This is a genomic window from Acidovorax sp. BL-A-41-H1 (assembly GCF_051942715.1).
In genome coordinates this window covers 1393686-1410240 of record NZ_JBPVJQ010000006.1, presented here as the reverse complement: position 1 = coordinate 1410240, position 16555 = coordinate 1393686, and the positions used below count along the sequence as shown (strand labels likewise).

Annotated in this window: 16 protein-coding genes; 8 read left to right on the top strand and 8 right to left on the bottom strand. The window is 66.1% G+C overall.

What is annotated here, in order from left to right; genetic code table 11:
• The first annotated feature begins 139 nt into the window (after window positions 1-139).
• Entirely contained in the window at window positions 140-748 is a 609-nt protein-coding gene (locus ACTPOI_RS19770; protein WP_440111883.1) for a chromate transporter, read from the top strand.
• Window positions 745-1383 (top strand): chromate transporter, encoded by a 639-nt coding sequence (locus ACTPOI_RS19765; RefSeq protein WP_440111880.1) that lies wholly within the window; start codon window positions 745-747, stop codon window positions 1381-1383. The genes ACTPOI_RS19770 and ACTPOI_RS19765 overlap by 4 nt, the downstream gene beginning before the upstream one ends.
• A 58-nt stretch (window positions 1384-1441) precedes the next feature.
• Here ACTPOI_RS19765 and ACTPOI_RS19760 read toward each other — a convergent pair whose 3' ends face one another.
• The 3 genes from ACTPOI_RS19760 to ACTPOI_RS19750 form a co-directional block, all read right to left on the bottom strand.
• Window positions 1442-2608, bottom strand: a complete 1167-nt coding sequence (locus ACTPOI_RS19760) for an ABC transporter substrate-binding protein (RefSeq protein WP_440111878.1) — start codon at window positions 2606-2608, stop codon at window positions 1442-1444.
• A gap of 271 nt (window positions 2609-2879) precedes the next feature.
• Window positions 2880-3626: a 23S rRNA (guanosine(2251)-2'-O)-methyltransferase RlmB gene (rlmB, locus tag ACTPOI_RS19755; protein ID WP_440111876.1), complete on the bottom strand. Its 747-nt coding sequence runs from the start codon at window positions 3624-3626 to the stop codon at window positions 2880-2882.
• 158 nt (window positions 3627-3784) lie between these two features.
• A complete protein-coding gene (locus ACTPOI_RS19750; protein ID WP_440111873.1) occupies window positions 3785-4498 on the bottom strand; it encodes an ABC transporter ATP-binding protein in 714 nt (237 codons plus the stop codon).
• A 15-nt stretch (window positions 4499-4513) separates the two neighbouring features.
• Here ACTPOI_RS19750 and ACTPOI_RS19745 point away from each other — a divergent pair, with 15 nt between their 5' ends.
• On the top strand, window positions 4514-5197 hold the full coding sequence (locus ACTPOI_RS19745) for an arylesterase (protein ID WP_440111871.1): 684 nt from the start codon (window positions 4514-4516) through the stop codon (window positions 5195-5197).
• 97 nt (window positions 5198-5294) lie between these two features.
• Here ACTPOI_RS19745 and ACTPOI_RS19740 read toward each other — a convergent pair whose 3' ends face one another.
• From ACTPOI_RS19740 to ACTPOI_RS19730, 3 genes are all read right to left on the bottom strand, one after another.
• Complete coding sequence (locus tag ACTPOI_RS19740; RefSeq protein WP_440111869.1) at window positions 5295-5522, bottom strand: hypothetical protein; 228 nt, start codon at window positions 5520-5522, stop codon at window positions 5295-5297.
• A gap of 49 nt (window positions 5523-5571) precedes the next feature.
• Window positions 5572-6507, bottom strand: coding sequence for a DUF2189 domain-containing protein (locus tag ACTPOI_RS19735; RefSeq protein ID WP_440111867.1), 936 nt, complete (start codon window positions 6505-6507; stop codon window positions 5572-5574).
• 122 nt (window positions 6508-6629) lie between these two features.
• The gene (locus ACTPOI_RS19730; protein ID WP_440111864.1) at window positions 6630-7874 is read right to left on the bottom strand and encodes a PLP-dependent transferase; all 1245 of its coding nucleotides are present in this window, start codon (window positions 7872-7874) and stop codon (window positions 6630-6632) included.
• Window positions 7875-7965: 91 nt separating this feature from the next.
• On the opposite strand from ACTPOI_RS19730, the gene ACTPOI_RS19725 reads away from it, so the two are divergent.
• From ACTPOI_RS19725 to ACTPOI_RS19710, 4 genes are all read left to right on the top strand, one after another.
• On the top strand, window positions 7966-9672 hold the full coding sequence (locus tag ACTPOI_RS19725) for a SulP family inorganic anion transporter (protein WP_440111862.1): 1707 nt from the start codon (window positions 7966-7968) through the stop codon (window positions 9670-9672).
• 62 nt (window positions 9673-9734) lie between these two features.
• A complete protein-coding gene (locus tag ACTPOI_RS19720; protein WP_440111860.1) occupies window positions 9735-10505 on the top strand; it encodes a GGDEF domain-containing protein in 771 nt (256 codons plus the stop codon).
• A 10-nt stretch (window positions 10506-10515) separates the two neighbouring features.
• Window positions 10516-11340 (top strand): MinD/ParA family protein, encoded by an 825-nt coding sequence (locus ACTPOI_RS19715; RefSeq protein ID WP_440111857.1) that lies wholly within the window; start codon window positions 10516-10518, stop codon window positions 11338-11340.
• A 208-nt stretch (window positions 11341-11548) separates the two neighbouring features.
• Window positions 11549-12292, top strand: a complete 744-nt coding sequence (locus ACTPOI_RS19710) for a sulfurtransferase (RefSeq protein WP_440112701.1) — start codon at window positions 11549-11551, stop codon at window positions 12290-12292.
• A 57-nt stretch (window positions 12293-12349) separates the two neighbouring features.
• Here the strand turns inward: ACTPOI_RS19710 and ACTPOI_RS19705 are convergent, their stop codons facing one another.
• On the bottom strand, window positions 12350-13138 hold the full coding sequence (locus ACTPOI_RS19705; protein ID WP_440111855.1) for a substrate-binding periplasmic protein: 789 nt from the start codon (window positions 13136-13138) through the stop codon (window positions 12350-12352).
• A gap of 282 nt (window positions 13139-13420) precedes the next feature.
• On the opposite strand from ACTPOI_RS19705, the gene ACTPOI_RS19700 reads away from it, so the two are divergent.
• Window positions 13421-15718 (top strand): putative bifunctional diguanylate cyclase/phosphodiesterase, encoded by a 2298-nt coding sequence (locus ACTPOI_RS19700; RefSeq protein ID WP_440111853.1) that lies wholly within the window; start codon window positions 13421-13423, stop codon window positions 15716-15718.
• 201 nt (window positions 15719-15919) lie between these two features.
• On the opposite strand, the gene ACTPOI_RS19695 is transcribed toward ACTPOI_RS19700, so the two are convergent.
• On the bottom strand, window positions 15920-16474 hold the full coding sequence (locus ACTPOI_RS19695; RefSeq protein ID WP_440111851.1) for a flavodoxin family protein: 555 nt from the start codon (window positions 16472-16474) through the stop codon (window positions 15920-15922).
• Window positions 16475-16555 lie beyond the last annotated feature (81 nt).

The window sequence follows — 16555 nt, the reverse complement described above, 5'->3', positions numbered from 1 at the left end:
CACGGCCGGCGAAAACGGCATGCTGCAAGCTCGGGCCCGACCACCGGATGGCGACCCCGTGGCGCAACCCGGGCTCCCCGCGCACGCTGCCTTTCAGACCCTGCCTTTTTCTGCCCTCGCCCAGCCTTAGCTCCCGCCAATGCCCGTGCACCCTTCATCCTCCGATCCCTCGCAGCCGCTGCCCGAAACAGCCCCACGCCCCTGCCCGCGCAATCCGGCCGACCTGTTCTGGTCGTTCACCTGGCTGGCCCTGCAAGGCTTTGGCGGCGTGCTGGCAGTAGTGCAGCGCGAGCTGGTGGAGAAAAAGCGCTGGATGACCAACGAGGAGTTTCTGGAGGACTGGGCGGTGGCGCAGATCATGCCGGGCCCCAACGTGGTCAACCTGAGCATCATGATCGGTGACCGCTACTTCGGGCTGCGGGGCGCTTTTGCCGCCCTGGCAGGCATGCTGACCTTTCCGCTGATGCTGGTGCTGGCGCTGGCTGTGGTGTATGCCCAGTTCTCCAGCCACCCGGCCGTGGCTGGCGCGCTGCGCGGCATGGGCGCCGTGGCTGCGGGGCTGATTGCCGGTGTGGGTATCAAGCTCTTTGCATCCATCCGCAACCACCCGCTGGGACGGGCCCTGTGCGCGGTGCTGGCAGGCCTCACCATTGTGGCCATGGCGGTGCTGCAGTGGCCGCTGTACTGGATATTGCCGGTGATCGGCGGGGCCGCATGCGTGCTGACGTGGCGGAGGATTGCGCCATGAGTGCCGTCGACATCAATGCAGCCACCACGGTTACCACCGCCACTGCGCCGCTGCTGAACCTGGGGCCCACGGACTGGCTCCACCTGTTCCTGTACTACCTGTCGCTGTCGCTGCTGGCCGTGGGCGGCGCCATTGCCACGGCACCCGACATGCACCGCTACCTGGTCGAGCGCAACGCGTGGCTGACCGACCCGCAGTTCAGCGCATCCATTGCGATTGCCCAGGCCGCCCCCGGGCCCAACGTGCTGTTTGTGGCGCTGCTCGGGTGGAACGTGGGCATCAACGCAGGCGGAAGCGGCGCTGCCGGCTGGCTGCTGGGTGCGCTCGGCATGGCCCTGTGCATGTTGGGTGTGATGCTGCCCAGCAGCCTGCTGACCTGGCTGGCCACGCGGTGGGGCCACCGCAACCGCGAGCGGCGCGCGGTACGGGCCTTCAAGCAGGGCATGGCACCGGTGGTGATTGGCCTGTTGCTGGCGACGTCATGGGTGCTGGCCCGGGCGCACGGGGTGCCCGCGCTGGACTGGCCCTTGTGGCTGCTGACGGCGGTAACCATGCTCCTGGTCTGGCGCACCAAGCTGCACCTGCTGTGGATGCTGGGGGCAGGGGCGCTACTGGGTGCGCTGGGGCTGGTGTAAGCCCTGTCACCACCCATGTCTCTCAAAGGCCGCTGCAGGCCCCGCCCCGGCCTCCCCGTCAGCTCACGCGGCGGCCGTTGTCGGCATAGATGGCCAGGTAGATGGCATCCGAGCCGATGTAGGGCGCCTTGTTGCCAAAACCGATGTTGAAGTCGCCGAACGACAGCGCGCGGATGCCTGCCAGCCCCGCGCGCAGGCGTTCACGCGTGGGCTCCTTGCCCGCGTTTTTCAGGCCTTCGATCATGATCTGGGCATTGAGCCAGCCCTCGAGCGCGCTGCCGCTCGTCAGGTACGCGGGCAACGCGCCCGTGGCCTTCATCGAGCTCTGGAACTTGCGCACCAACACCGATTTTTGCGACGTGGCATCCGGAAACACCTGCACCAGCGCCAGCCCGCGCGTGTTGGCGGCCAGCTTGGGCAGCTCGGACGAGACCACCGTGACCGACAGGCCCGCCAGTGGCACGCCCGGCGCCTTGGGGCGGAAGGCCTGCACAAAGGCCGTATTGGCTGTACCGGTGGTGGCCAGCAGTACGGCGCCCGGGCGCTCGGCGGCTACCTTGTCGGCCAGTTCGGTACCGTTCTTGCCGTCCACGGCCAGCGCATATTCACCAGCGCGTTCGACCTTGATCTCATCGAGCGCGCGGGACATGTCCTTGAGCACTTCCTTGCCGAAGGGGTTGTCCAGGTACACCACCGCAATGCGCTTGAGGCCCATGTCCACCACCTGCTTGACCAGGCGCTGCGTTTCCTCGCGGTAGGTGGGCCGCAGGAAGAACACGTGCCGGGCTTCCTGACTGCGCAGCGATGTGGCGCCCGTGACAGGACCCACGGTGGGGATGCCCTTGGACTCGATGATCGGCAGGATGGCTGCCGTGTTGGCCGTGCCCAGCGGCGAGATCAATGCAAACACCGACTGCGCGTCGAGCATCTCGGTCACATTTTGCAGCGTGCGGGCCGCCACGTAGGCGTCGTCCTTGACCTCCAGGCGAACCTCGCGGCCGTTCACGCCGCCGGCCTGGTTCAGTTCGGCAAACGCAGCCTTCATGCCGGCCACCTGCTCGATACCCGCCTGCCCCAGCGGCCCGGTCAGCGCAATGGAACACCCCAGCGTGACAGAGCGCGCGGTCAGGGCCTCCTCGGCGGCCGTGGCGGTGTGGGCCCAGACGGGCAACCCGGTGGCGGCAACGGCCTGTGTGGCGCGAAGGAGAAATTGGCGGCGGCTCATGGAGTGGCAAGACCTGATAGTTGAAAGGTGGCGCAGGCTACGGGATAACGCGGCGCAACGATGTCAGCTGAGAGACAGGTTCAGGCCTGCGGGCGGCGGGCCGGGCCGCCATCGGGTCAAGCCGCAGGGGATTTCGGGCCTTGGGGGCAAACGGCGCAGCCGCACTGCCCCGGGCCAGAACGCGCGGGCACTGGCACACCGCCCTCATGGAAATGGAGTGCCGCGCGTCAGGGTCGAATCAGGGCCGGTTCAACACCAGCCCATGGCGGGGTCAGCTGCGCTGGCGCAGAGCCTCGTACAAGCACACGCCGCTGGCCACCGATACGTTCAGGCTTTCCACCGCGCCCTTCATCGGGATGCTCACGAGCTCATCGCAGGTCTTGCGCGTGAGCTGGCGCATGCCATCGCCTTCGGCGCCCAGCACCAGGGCCACAGGTCCCTTGAGGTCCACCTGGTAGATGGTTCGCGGTGCGTCGTCACTGGTGCCGATGCACCAGATGTTGCGTTCCTTGAGCTCGTTCAGCGTGCGCGACAGGTTGGTCACCATGAAGTACGGCATGGTCTCGGCAGCGCCGCTGGCCACCTTGGCCACGGTGGCGTTGATGCCCACGGCGTGGTCCTTGGGGGCAATGACCGCATGCGCACCCGCACCGTCGGCCACGCGCAGGCAGGCGCCCAGGTTGTGGGGGTCGGTCACGCCGTCGAGCACCAGCAGCAGGGGCTGCTCGATGCCGGCGGCTTCGAGGTTTTCCAGCAGCTCGTCGAGCGAGGTGACCTGGGCCACAGGCTCCACCCGTGCAGCCACGCCCTGGTGGCCGTGGCTGCCGGCGAGCTTGGCAATGCGCACGCTGTCGGCTTCGATCAGGCGGGCGCCAGCTTCGCGGGCACGGTCAAGAAACTGGCGCATGCGCGCATCGCGGCGCGTGGCTTCGTAGTAAATCTCGATGATGGATTTCGGCGCGGTCTTCAGACGCACGCCCACGGCGTGAAAGCCGAAGAGAACTTTGGGGCTGGACATGGCCGCGATTATCCGCTGGCGCCGCAGGCTTGCCGGAAGATGCTATTTAATTGATAGCTATACAGGCAATTAGAACCAGCGCTAGAGGCCTAAAAGACCCAAAAACCGGCTGAAAGAACCCTCAGCGGCCTGCAGCAGGGCGCAAACCAACCCTGCGGTCAGACCACGCGGCCTGCCTCGATGGTGATGCGGCGATCGCACTGCGCGGCAATGGCGCGATCGTGCGTCACCAGCACCAGCGTGGTGCCCAGCTCGCGGTTGAGGTCAAACATCAGTCGCATGATGGTTTCGCCGGTGGCAAAGTCCAGGCTACCCGTGGGCTCGTCGGCCAGCAGCACGGCCGGCTGCACCACAAAGGCACGCGCAAGCGCCACGCGCTGCTGCTCGCCACCCGACAGCACCTTGGGGTAGTGCGACAGCCGCTCGCCCAGGCCGACGCGCGCCAGCATGTCCGCCGCGGCCTTACGGGCGCCCTTTTGCACGTCGCGCCGGTCCGAAAGCTCCAGCGGTAGCATCACGTTCTCGAGTGCGGTGAGGTTGCCCATGAGCTGAAAGCTCTGGAACACAAAGCCCACCTTGGCGGCGCGGAGCGCGGCACGGGCGTCTTCGTCGATGGCGAACAGGTCGTGGCCATCGAGCCGCACGGTGCCGCGCGTAGGGGTATCGAGCCCCGCAATGATCGACAGCAGCGTGCTCTTGCCGGAGCCCGACGCACCCACGATGGCCGCGGTCTCCCTCGGCGCGAGGCGGAAATCGATATCCCGCAGAATGTCGAGTGTCCCTGTGGAATCCGTCACCGACTTGAATACGTGCTCTACCGCAATGATGGGCGTGGAAGCTGCCGTGTGGGAAGGCGTGGTGGGCTCGGACATGAAAGGTTCTTTGCTTTGATTCGACATCTGTATCGCCGCCACTTTATCCTGAGCGCTTTTACAGCCGTGGCCGCGGGGCTTTGCGCCGCACCGGCCGCCTGGGCGCAACCGGCTGCAGCCAAGGGCGCCGCGGCTGCCCGCACGCCGCTGATCCTGGTACTGGGAGACTCGCTGAGCGCCGAATACGGCATCGCCCGCGGCACCGGCTGGGTGGCCCTGCTGGAGCAGCAGCTGGCCCGGGAAAAGCTCAGTGCGCGGGTGGTCAACGCCAGCGTGAGCGGCGAGACCACCTCGGGCGGCCGCTCGCGCCTGCCGGCCCTGCTGGCCGAGCACAAGCCCAGCCATGTGGTGATCGAGCTGGGGGGCAACGATGCCCTGCGTGGCCTGCCGCTGAAAAGCGTGGAAGACAACCTGACCGCCATGACCGAGGCCGCGCAAAAGGCGGGGGCGAAGGTGCTGCTGGTAGGCATGCAGGTGCCCCCGAATTACGGTACTGACTACGCCCGGCGCTTTGCAGGGCTGTTTACGCAGGTGGCGGAGGCGCGCAAGGCGGCCGTGGTGCCGTTTTTTCTGAAGGATGTGGCCGATGGGCCGGACCCGACGCGAATGTTCCAGGCCGACCGGATCCACCCGCGGGCCGAGGCGCATCCGCAGATGCTGGCCAACGTGTGGCCTGAGCTGAAAAAGCTGCTGCGCTGACAGCGCGGGTGAAGGCAGGGCTGGCGGCGAAACGGAGACGCGGGCGAACCTGACACGGGCCCGCAGGGGGCCGCTTCAGGCTGTCCCGACAGGGGTTTCAGCCAGCCGAGCCGGCAGCCGGGCCGGGGGCGGCACTGGCGCCATCGCGCGAGTCGGCGCTGCCGTCCTGAATTTGACCATCCGCAGGCTGACCATCCGGCCCATCCTGGGTATCTTGGGTATCGCCGGGCGCGCGATGGGATTTGGCCCGCAGCTTCTCTTCTTTTTTCTTCTTTTTGGCGAGTTCGCGCTGGCGCTTCTCATAGCCGTAGTTGGGTGTTGCCAAGGTAATTGCTTCCTGAAAGTTGAGGCCCACTGTAACAGCACGGGCCCTGTCAGGCCGCTTGCACGGCTGCTGCGCCGGTTGCTCCTGCAGGCCTGACGGACGCGCGGTAGGCATGCCAGCTGGCATGCCCCAGCACCGGCCCCGCCACCAGCAGCCCGATGCCCCAGAACCACAACGACGCAGCCACGATCAGCGTGAGCAGCGCGCCCCATTGCAGCATGACCAGCGTGTTCTCCACCACCACGCGAATGCTGGTGATGCCCGCGGTCAGCGCGTCGGTATCGCGGTCAAGGATCATGGGGATGGACACCACCGAGGTGGAGAACACCAGCGCGGCAAACACCCCGCCTACGGCCGCATACACCGCCACAAAGGTCCAGTTGCTGGGGCTGAACACGGCGTCCAGGACGCCGGTCGTCGATGGCATGCCGGTATTGAAGAACACCGCAAACACCACCAGCGATGCACGGCCCCACAGCAGCTCCAGCACCACCAGCACCAGCACCAGCATGCCCATGCTGCCCATGTGCGTGTCCCAGCAGGTGAGCGACTCGCTCAGCGAGGGCTTGAGCCCCGCCTCGCGGCGGCGGCTGGTGTCGTACAGGCCCATCGCCAGAAAAGGGCCTACCAGCAGGCAACCGCTCGCAATGGACATCGTGTACTCGGGCCGCGTGCGAAACACCCAGCCCAGCACTAGCGCCATGATCCAGAAACACGACCCGTAGAACGCGGCGACACCCGGTGCCGCCCGCGCATCGCGCACGCCGAGCGCCAGCCAGCGCCAGGGGTCGGCAAGCCGCAGGCGTTCGATCACCACAGCCGGCGCTGCGCGGCGCCCGTCGGCCGCCACAGCGCGGGCGACGATTTCGGCAGCGGTGGGTGGCTGCGCTGGCGCGGGGCTGCTGCCGGCAGGTGGATGTGCCGCCGTAGCGGCGGTGTCAGGAACGGTGCTGGCAGGTGCGTTGTCGGATGAAAGGGCAGTCATGCGCAGAGTCAGCAGGTGGGCAGCCGGAGGCCACAGGTACCTGCAACACTAAGCCACCGCCCTGCCCTGCGCCACTGCGGAAACTACCACCCCCATCTACCCTGCCCAAGCCTGCGCGGTAGTCAGGCCCCCGTCGCAAAAGCGCGCGCCATGGCCTGGGCCAGGTCCGCCTGCAGATCTTCAAACGTCTCAAGGCCAATGGAGAAGCGCACCAGCGTGCCTGGCTTCAGGTGCGGCGACGTCCGGCTGCGCATGCTTGCAAGATCGTAGGGAACCACCAGGCTCATGGGCCCGCCCCAGCTGTAGCCCAGCTTGAACAGGCGCAGGCTGTCGCAAAACGCATCCACCTGCTGCTGCGAATGCCGCTGGTCGATCATCACACTGAACAGGCCTGCCGCCGCTCCCACGCCGTCCTGGTCGGCGCCGCACAGCGCCTTCCACTGCGCATGGCCGGGCGATGACGGCAAGGCCGGGTGCAGCACCTGGGCAATGTCGGGCTGGTCCTGCAGCCACACTACCAGGCGGCGGGCCACGTCGTCGTGGGCGCGGTAGCGCAGACCGATGCTGGGCAGCGACCGCAGCACGGCTTCGGCGTCGTTGGCCCCCACGCCCATGCCCAGCCGCATGTGCGACAGCTTGAGCTTCATGTGCAGGCCGGCATCGCGCGTCATCACGCTGCCCATCAGCACATCGCCGCCGCCGCTGGGGTACTTGGTAAGGGCGTGGATGGAGATGTCCACACCCAGGCTGCCGTCGCCCAGCAGGTCGAACGGCGCAAAGGCCAGCCCGGCGCCCCAGGTGTTATCCAGTGCACTGATGACGCCCCGCTCGCGGCAGATGCGCGCCTGCGCGCACAGGTCGGGGAACTCCATGGTGACGGAGCCGGGTGCTTCCAGCCACACCAGCCGGGTAGCTGGCGTGATGCGTGCCGCCAGGTCCTGCGGGTCGAGCGGGTCGAAATAGACATGCGTGACACCGAAGCGGGCGAGTTCGCCCCGCGCCAGCTCCTTGCCCGGGCCATAGGCGTTGTCGGGGATCAGGACTTCATCGCCCGGCTGCAGCAGCGCCAGCGAGACACTGCCAATGGCGGCCAGACCGCTGGGCACCAGCAGACACTGCAAACCGCCTTCGAGCGCGCACAGACGCTCTTCCAGCATGAAGGTGGTGGGCGTGCCATGAAGACCGTAGGTGTAGCCGCTCTTGTCCTTCCAGTCACGCGCGCGCATGGCCGCCACGTTCGGAAAGATCACGGTGGAAGCCTTGTGCACCGCGGGCTGCGGTGCCACAAAGCCTTCGGGCGGCAGGTAGCTGTGGTGGATCAGCGCGGTGGCCGGAGCCAGGGGATGGTCGGGGGCAGGATGGGTCATCTACAAATGGTAGCGCCCAGCGGCGTCGGGCAAGGCGCAGGCCCAGAACATGTCGCCTGTCAGGCCGGCGCCGGGGGGCGACAATCACCCAATGCTGCCGATTGCTTCCTTCACGCGCTGGTTTCCCTTTCTCTCATGGCCCCGGCCCGACGCGCGCCTGCTGCGCGGCGAGTTCACGGCAGGCATGACCGTGGGACTGATGCTGGTGCCCCAGGGTGTGGCCTATGCCGCGCTGGCGGGCATGCCGCTGGTCACCGGCATCTATGCATCGCTGATCCCGGCGCTGGTGGCCGTGCTGTTCAGTTCTTCCACACGCCTGGGTGTCGGGCCTACCGCGCTTACCAGCCTGCTCATCGGCGCGTCGCTCACCGGCCTGGCTGAACCCGGCAGCGCAGACTGGGTGGCCCTGGCCGCGTGGATGGCCATCATGTCGGGGCTGCTGCAACTGGTGATGGGGTTGGCGCGCTTTGGCTGGCTGCTGAACCTTGTGACGTCGCCCGTACTCAGCGGCTTCACGCAGGCCGCTGCGCTGCTCATCCTGGGATCGCAGCTGGCCTCGCTGCTGGGGCTGCGCGCCAACTGGGGGGCGCTCCTCACTACCCCGTCTCCCGGCCTTTTCGACCTGACAGCGGCGGCGTTCGGCCTGGGTAGCCTGGCGCTGCTGGTGCTGGCGCGCCGGTGGCGCCCCGGGTTTCCGGCAGCCATCGTGATCGTGGGTGCAGCCGGGGCGCTGAGCTGGGCCCTGGGCTATGCCGATGCCGGAGGCGCCGTGGTAGGCACGCTGCCATCAGGCCTGCCGGCACCCTATTGGCCCGGCAGCCTGCCCTGGGACAGCTTTGCGGCGCTGATCATGCCGGTGCTGGTGGTCACGCTGGTGAGCTTTCTGGAGACGGCATCGAGCGCCAAAGTGGAAAGCCAGCGCTCGGGCGAGCGCTGGAACGAAAACCAGGACCTGATCGGCCAGGGACTTGCCAAGATCAGCAGCGGGCTGTGCGGCAGCTTTGCCACCAGCGCCTCGTTTTCGCGCTCGGCCATCAACCTGTATGCGGGCGCCAAAAGTGGCTGGGCCACCGTGTTTGCCATCGCGCTGGTGCTGGTGGTGCTGCTGTGGCTCACCCCTGCGCTGTACCACGTGCCGCAGTCGGTGCTGGCCGCGGTGGTGGTGACAGCGGTGACCAGCCTCATCAAGCCACGGGCGCTGCTGGGGCTGTGGCGCATATCGCGGGTGGAGGCCATCATCGCCGGCGTAACCTTCGCGCTCACGCTGGCCACCGCGCCACGCATGTACTGGGGCGTGCTGGTGGGCCTGCTGATGAACCTGAGCCACTTCCTGTATCAGCGGCTGCACCCGCGCATCATCGAGGTGGGCCTGCACCCCGACGGCAGCCTGCGCGACCGCCACCTGTGGGCGCTGCCGCCGCTGGCCCCGCACCTGCTGGCGCTGCGCATGGATGCCGAGCTGGATTTCGCCTCGGCCAGCGCGCTGGAGCGCAGGGTGGCCGACCACCTTGCCGCGCACCCGGACGTGCTGCACCTTTGTCTCATGGCGCAGCCCATCAACCGCATCGACGTGACGGGGGTGGAGACCTTTGCCCACCTGCAGGGGCTCATGCAGGCCCGCGGTGGCACGCTGCACCTGAGCGGCCTGAAGCTACCCGCCGAGCAGGTGCTGCGCCAGGCAGGGCTGTTGACACCCGCCAGCGGCCTGGCGCTGTACCGCACCGATGCCGAGGCCCTGGTGGCCCTGCAGCAACTGGCCCCGCCCGAGCCGCCGCGCGATCAGGGTTTTGCCTCCTGACGGCAGGGGGTTTGACATGGAGAGGCGCTGGTACACTTCCGACACACTTTTTTGCTCTGTCTGTGTCTGACTCTGCGGCTTCCCATCTTGTAGATCTGCGCGACCTCCGGCTGGACACGGCACAGGCGTTGATTACGCAGTCCGGTGCAGGCCTTGTGCCCTCGCTGCAGCGCGAAGAACCCGTGCGCTACCTGCAGGGCCTGATCGATGGCCTGTGCGAGCTTTCCCTTAAAGACCCCCTCACCGGCCTCGCCAACCGCCGCCACTTTCGTGCCGTGCTTGAGCGCGAGATCGACCGCGTGACCCGCTCGGGCGAAGCAGCACTGCTGCTGATGCTGGACATCGACCACTTCAAGAAGGTCAACGACACCTACGGCCACCTAGCCGGTGACGTGGTGCTGCAATCGGTGGCGCGTACGCTGAGTGCCTGCGTGCGGCCCATGGATACGCTGGCCCGCTACGGCGGCGAAGAATTTGCGGTGGTGCTGCCCGCTTGCCAGGCCGGATTTGGCCGGATGGTGGCAGAACGCATCCGCCGCGCGGTGGCCAACACGCCGGTGCAGGTATCACCTTCAATAGAGCTTAACGTGACGGTCAGCATTGGCGGTGCCTTTGCCATGCAGTGGATCCGCTCCACCACCCTGCTGTGGACCGACCGCGCCGACCAGCAGCTCTACGAGGCCAAGGACGCAGGCCGCAACCGCATCAGTATTGAGGAACAGCCCGACAGCACTGTCACCGCCGAAGAGAAAAGCCTGTTGTTCGGCCCGCTTTACAACCCCTCGGGCTGGGGTGATCTGCCGCCGGTTGACCCTGCAGGCAGCGCCTACTGAAAGTTAGAAGATGAGCGACGCGCTGTCCCCCACCAACACCCCCACCCCTGGCAGCCCGCCGGGCGCCCGCATCATTGCCGTCACCAGCGGCAAGGGCGGCGTGGGCAAAACCTTTGTCTCGGCCAACCTTGCGGCGGCCCTGACCCGTCGTGGCCACCGCGTGCTGGTGCTCGACGCCGACCTGGGCCTGGCCAATCTCGACGTGGTGCTGAACCTGCATCCCAAGATCACGTTGCACGACGTGTTCACCGGCAAGGCCACGCTCGAGAGCGCCGTGATCCTGGCGCCTGGCGGCTTCCATGTGCTGCTGGCCGGTTCGGGCATGGTCGAGTATTCGCGCCTCACGCCTGAGGTTCGCAGCCAGTTCCTGAGCGTGATCCAGGCGCTGACGCCCAAGTACGACGTGGTGTTGCTGGACACCGGCGCGGGCATTTCGGATGTGGTGCTGTTTTCGGTGTCTCTGGCCTCCGAAGTGCTTATCGTGGCCACGCCCGAGCCTACCTCGCTGACCGACGCCTACGCTGCCATCAAGGTGCTGTCGATGCAGCAAAAGCGCCAGCATGTGCGCATGGTCATCAACCAGGCAGCCCGCCCGGGCGACGGCCGGGCCATCACCAGCCAGCTGCAGCAGGTGCTCGACCGCTTTGTGACCACCGAGTCGGGCCGTCCGGTGCGGCTGATCCACATGGGCGACATTCCCGCCGACCCTTCGGTGCGCGACGCCGTGATGCGCCGGCAGCTGCTGCTGCTGCAAACCCCGGGCTGCCCTGCAGCCCTGGCCATCGCACAGCTGGCCAACAAGATCGAAACCACGCTGCTCACGCCGGTGCCCTGACTGGGGCAGCTCCTGCGATGCGGCCGCGCATCTGGCCTGGGCTGCTGCCTTCGCACACGGCGCGGCGCTGTCGCAGCGTGCGCGGCCCGGGTTGCAGCACTGTCCCATCGCCCCCCGCGAACCGGGCGGGCGGTCGTATAGTTTCTAGCCGCACATCCCTTCGGCTCCTGCCCCCATCCATGCCTGATTCACCGTGACCTCTGCCGACCTGCCCATTCTCAACATCTCCTGCTACAAGTTCGTGCCGCTGCCCGATGCCGCCGAACTGCGCGACGTGTTGCGCGCACGCGCCGCCGCGGCAGACCTCAAGGGCACCATCCTGATCGCGGGCGAGGGCATCAACTTCTTTCTGGCCGGCACGGCGCAGGCGGTGCGCAGCTTTGTCGCGGCGCTGAAGCAGGACGAGCGCTTTGCCGACCTGGACCCCAAGGAAAGCTGGTCGGCCACCGTGCCGTTTCGCAAGATGCTGGTCAAGGTCAAGCGCGAGATCATCCGCATGGACCACCCCGCCATCCAGCCGGCGCAGGGCCGTGCGCCATCGGTCGACCCGGTGACGCTGCGGCGCTGGCTTCAGGCCGGCCGTGATGACGAAGGCCGCGAGGTCGTCACGCTCGACACGCGCAACGCTTTTGAGGTGGACGCTGGCACTTTCGAGGGCGCGATCGACTGGCGCATTGGCAAGTTCACCGAGTTTCCAACCGCGCTGCGCACCCACAAGGCCGCGCTGCAGGACAAGACGGTGGTGAGCTTTTGCACGGGTGGTATCCGCTGCGAGAAGGCGGCCATCCTGATGCGCGAGGAAGGGTTGCCGCATGTCTACCAGCTGGAGGGTGGCATCCTCAAGTATTTCGAGCTGACCGACGGCGCGCACTACCAGGGCGGCTGCTTCGTGTTTGACGACCGCGCGATCCTGACCACCGACCTGCATGCGGCAGACGACGAAAAGATATGAATTCGATAGCAGCCGAGGCTTGTCTATCAAGCGGTAGAGGTATGTTTTACCTCTATATCAGCCACCCTTGAGAGCCTGCGCCAGATCGGCGGCACAGGGCTGCTGTTGCAGAATCTTGCTGTACTCTCCCGACTGGCGCAGCGCTTTCAACCCCTGGTTGAACAGCTCCATGCGCTTGGCGCTGGCAGGCAGCTTCTCACTCATCATGAGGTGTGTCGTGAAGTCGGGTACGAACAGCTTGGGATGCGCCTTGACCCTGCGCGCCTGCTCACCTGTGAATTTGGCGCCCAGCAGGTCGCAGGCCACATTGCGGTCCAGCGGCACCACATCCACACGGCCCGCGAGCAATTTGTTCAGGTTGCTCACATCATCGGGTGCCACGTCCGCGCGCAAGGTGCCGTCCCGGACCATCTGCCAGAACGCGGGTGTGTAGGTGTAATCCGCCACCACACCTATGCGCATGCCCGCCAGGTCCTGCAAACTGCTCCAGTTGAAGTTTCGGTCATTGCGGTAAAGGATTTGCCACTGTTCGGTCAAAACGTTGTCGCTGATCAGCAACCCCTTGTCGCGCTCAGCGTTGCGACCCCACGCCGCCGTGGCGTCCCACCTGCCGTCGCGCGTTTCGACCAGTGCGCGCGTCCAAGGCAGGAACACATACTCGACCTGGACCCCGACCTTGGCAAACGCCTGACGCACAATGTGCAAGGAGATCCCCTGGTCGGGCCGCGCAGAGCTGGCATACGGCGGCAACTCGCCAGTTGCAATGCGCAGCGTTTCGGCCTGTGCGTTGCCGGTCCATGCAAAGACGGCCAGCACCCACCACAGAAGGCAAAGACGACCTCGCATTGCGTACTCCGTGTCTGGTAATGGAAGAAATTAACGTAGCGACCTGTGAGCATTGTGTCAATTTTCGTGCGCCCACATAATGGCTTTACCTCGCTGGCAAGGTAATTGCTGGCCTTCCGACTGCCCCGCCGTGCATGCATGGCGCAGGTATCCACACCACGCCCCATGCGTTCCTTCAAGCCCTCCTCGCTCACGGCCAAAACCCTGGTATGGGTGGTTGTGGCCAGCTCGCTGGCATTCGCGGCTATCACCTGGGTCACCGTATCGCAAGAAAGAGCCTTAATGCTCCAACGGGCCCATGAGCAGGCCAAGAGCAGCGTGCAGCAAAACCTGCCGGCACTCAGCGAAAGCCTCTGGAACTTCAACAACGCCAGCCTGCATGCACTGCTCACGGGCATGGTCGGCGAAGGCGCCATCGTGCGCGCCGACGTTCTGGACGGCGAACGCACGGTGATCTCGGTGTCGCGTCCCGGCGAAATTCCCCCTGTCGATACCACCTGGAGCGCCCCCATTGCCGACCCCGCGAGCAAGACGCCGGGACGCTCGCAGCTGGGCGAGATCCGCGTGTACGAGTCCTACGCTGCCCTGCGCGCCCAACAGGCCGAAACAGCTTGGCGCATTGCCATTGCCCAGCTTCTGCAGATCGCCAGCATCGCCGCCATCCTGGTCGTCATCGTACGCTCGCTCATCATGCGCCACCTGTCGGCACTGGCTCGGGCCGTCGGCGGCCTGAACCCGCTGGACAAAAACGACCGGATCAGGCTTCAGCGCCGGGCCAGCAGTGCACAGCCCGACGAACTGGACGCGCTGGTGGATGCATTCAACCGATTCCATACCGAACGCGCCACCGAAGCCCAACTGCGCCTTCGGGCCGAGCAAACGCTGCTGGCGCGCGTCAAGGAAATCGAGGCCACGTTGGGTGCTCTCAGCGATGGCGTGCTGGCTCTCAACGAAGCGGGTGAGGTGGTGTACGCCAATGGAGCAGCGGCGCGACTGCTGGGTATCGCTGAGCAGGACCTGCAGAGGCAGCCTTGGCAAACCCTGTTCCGGCTCCTGGACGAAGCCAGCGGCGAACTGCGCGGCGAATGGCTGGCTAAAGCCCTCCAGTCCGGTATGCCCCAGCGTGCTCGCGGTGAGCTGCGCATCGACCCGGCGCACGCACGAGCCTTTGTGGCGGAACTCAACGCCGTGCCCTTGCACAACCCGGGAGACGTCGTACTGTTGCTGGTACTGCGCGACATCTCCGAAGAAATCGACAAAGAACGGCAGATCGTCTTCCAGGCCTTCCACGATCCACTCACCGGCTTGGGCAACCGGTCCAAACTGGCACGCGACCTGCCCCCGGATCTGGCGCGCGCTCGGGATGCCCAAGGCCGACTGGCTCTCCTGTTCATCGATCTGGACAATTTCAAGGACATCAATGACACCCTGGGCCACCAGGTGGGAGACCTGCTGCTGCGCCAGCTGGCGTTGCGGCTTCAGTCCACCGTAATGCCGCCCGCCTGGGTCACACGCCACGGTGGCGATGAATTTTTGGTGGTGCTACCTCAGCTGGGCAGCGATGAGCAGGCCATCGCGCTGGCGCAGGAACTGATGAACCAGATACGTCGGCCGTTTGCGCTGGAAGGCTATCAGCTGCACGTCACGCCCTCGGTAGGCATCAGCCTCTTTCCCGATCACGGCAGCACTCCGGCCGAACTGGTGAGCCGCGCAGACATGGGCATGTATGCCGCCAAGAAGCTGGGGCGCAACACTTACTGTGTCTTTGACGACCGGCAGCTCCAGGAATCGTCGCGGCGGCTGAGTATGGAGAACGGCTTGCGCACCGCGCTGGCCCAGGGCGAGTTCTGGCTGGCCTTCCAGCCCAAGGTGGAGCTGGCGACGGGCCGCATCGCCGGAGCAGAAGCCCTGTTGCGCTGGGAAAGCCAGCAACTGGGCCGCATCCCGCCCGCCAGTTTCATCCCTATTGCCGAGGAGAGCGGGCTCATCATCGATATCGGCGACTGGGTGCTGCGCGAGGCCATCGCCGCTGCCCGCCGCTGGCGCGACATCATTGGGACCGAGATACCCGTTGCGGTGAACGTGGCCGCGGCGCAATTCCGCAGCCCTCGACTCCTGCAGACGCTGCGCGCCATCGCCGCCGAGGACCGCGACATTCCGCGGCTGGTCCAGCTCGAAGTGACCGAAAGCGCACTCATCAGCGGCCTGGAGGATGTGACAGGCAAATTCATCGCCATCAAGGAGCTGGGCTACAGCATCGCCATCGACGATTTCGGCACCGGATACTCCTCACTCTCGTACCTGAAAAACTTGCCGGTGGACACACTCAAGATCGATCAGGCATTTATCCGAGACCTGCACCGCAGCGCTCAGGACGTGACCATTGTGTCGGCAGTGGTGCGCATGGGCCAGAGCCTCGGGTTTGCCATCGTGGCCGAAGGCGTGGAGGAAGCACGCCATGTGCAAATCCTCCAGGACCTGGGCTGCGACCAAGGGCAGGGTTACCACTTCAGCCGCCCTGTGCCCGAGGCAGAGCTGGTGCCCTTGCTCAAGAATGGGTGCGGCGCGGTGAAGGCCTGAGGATCGGAAACACGGCGCGCCACCCAAAGCCGCTTACCGTGACGCCATTTTGGCAGCAACCAGTGCTTCCTGGTTCACTGCAAGTGGATATTGGAGAGCGCGGGCCTATGGACGTGCAGGCCCTGGCGCAATGCAACCGTCACGGAGATGGCCACCCGCCCGCGCGCATCATCGCGCATCCCATCTGGCCACGCAGCAGGCTCAACGGTCCAAACGGCGGGCCACATCGGCCACGCGCTGGCCGAACAGGCGGCCGGTTTCCAGATCGCCAGGGAACATCTCGGCGGCCGACGCGTCGGAGGGCGATTGCGCCATGGCGCCGCTGAAGGCACCGATCCAGTTCACGTCGTTGCGCGTGGCAGCCTTGGAGTTGGCGGGCATCATGCCCGACCCCACCCACAGCCCGCCGTGCTGCATGGCCAGGTGAAAAAGGTAGTCCAGCGTGACCTGCTTGTCGCCATTGGTGCTGGCGCTGTTGGTGAAGCCGGCAAACAGCTTGTCCTTCCAGGCCTGGCTGAACCAGGGCTTGCTCGACGCATCGGCAAACTTCTTGAACTGCCAGCTGGGCCCGGCCATGTAGGTGGGTGTGCCAAAGATGATGGCGCTGGCAGCGGCCAGGGTCTCCCACCCGCCTTCGGGCAGGTTGCCGTCGGCGTCGATGGCCACCAGTTCGGCATTGGCGCCTTCGGCGACAGCCTGCGCCAGGCGCCGGGTGTGGCCGTAGCCAGAATGAAATACGACTGCAATTTTTGCCATGGAAATCTCCTGATCAAAGAACATCAACGATCACATCGACAACACCAGGACCCGGCCGCCCCGCGTAGAAAGCAGCGTGCC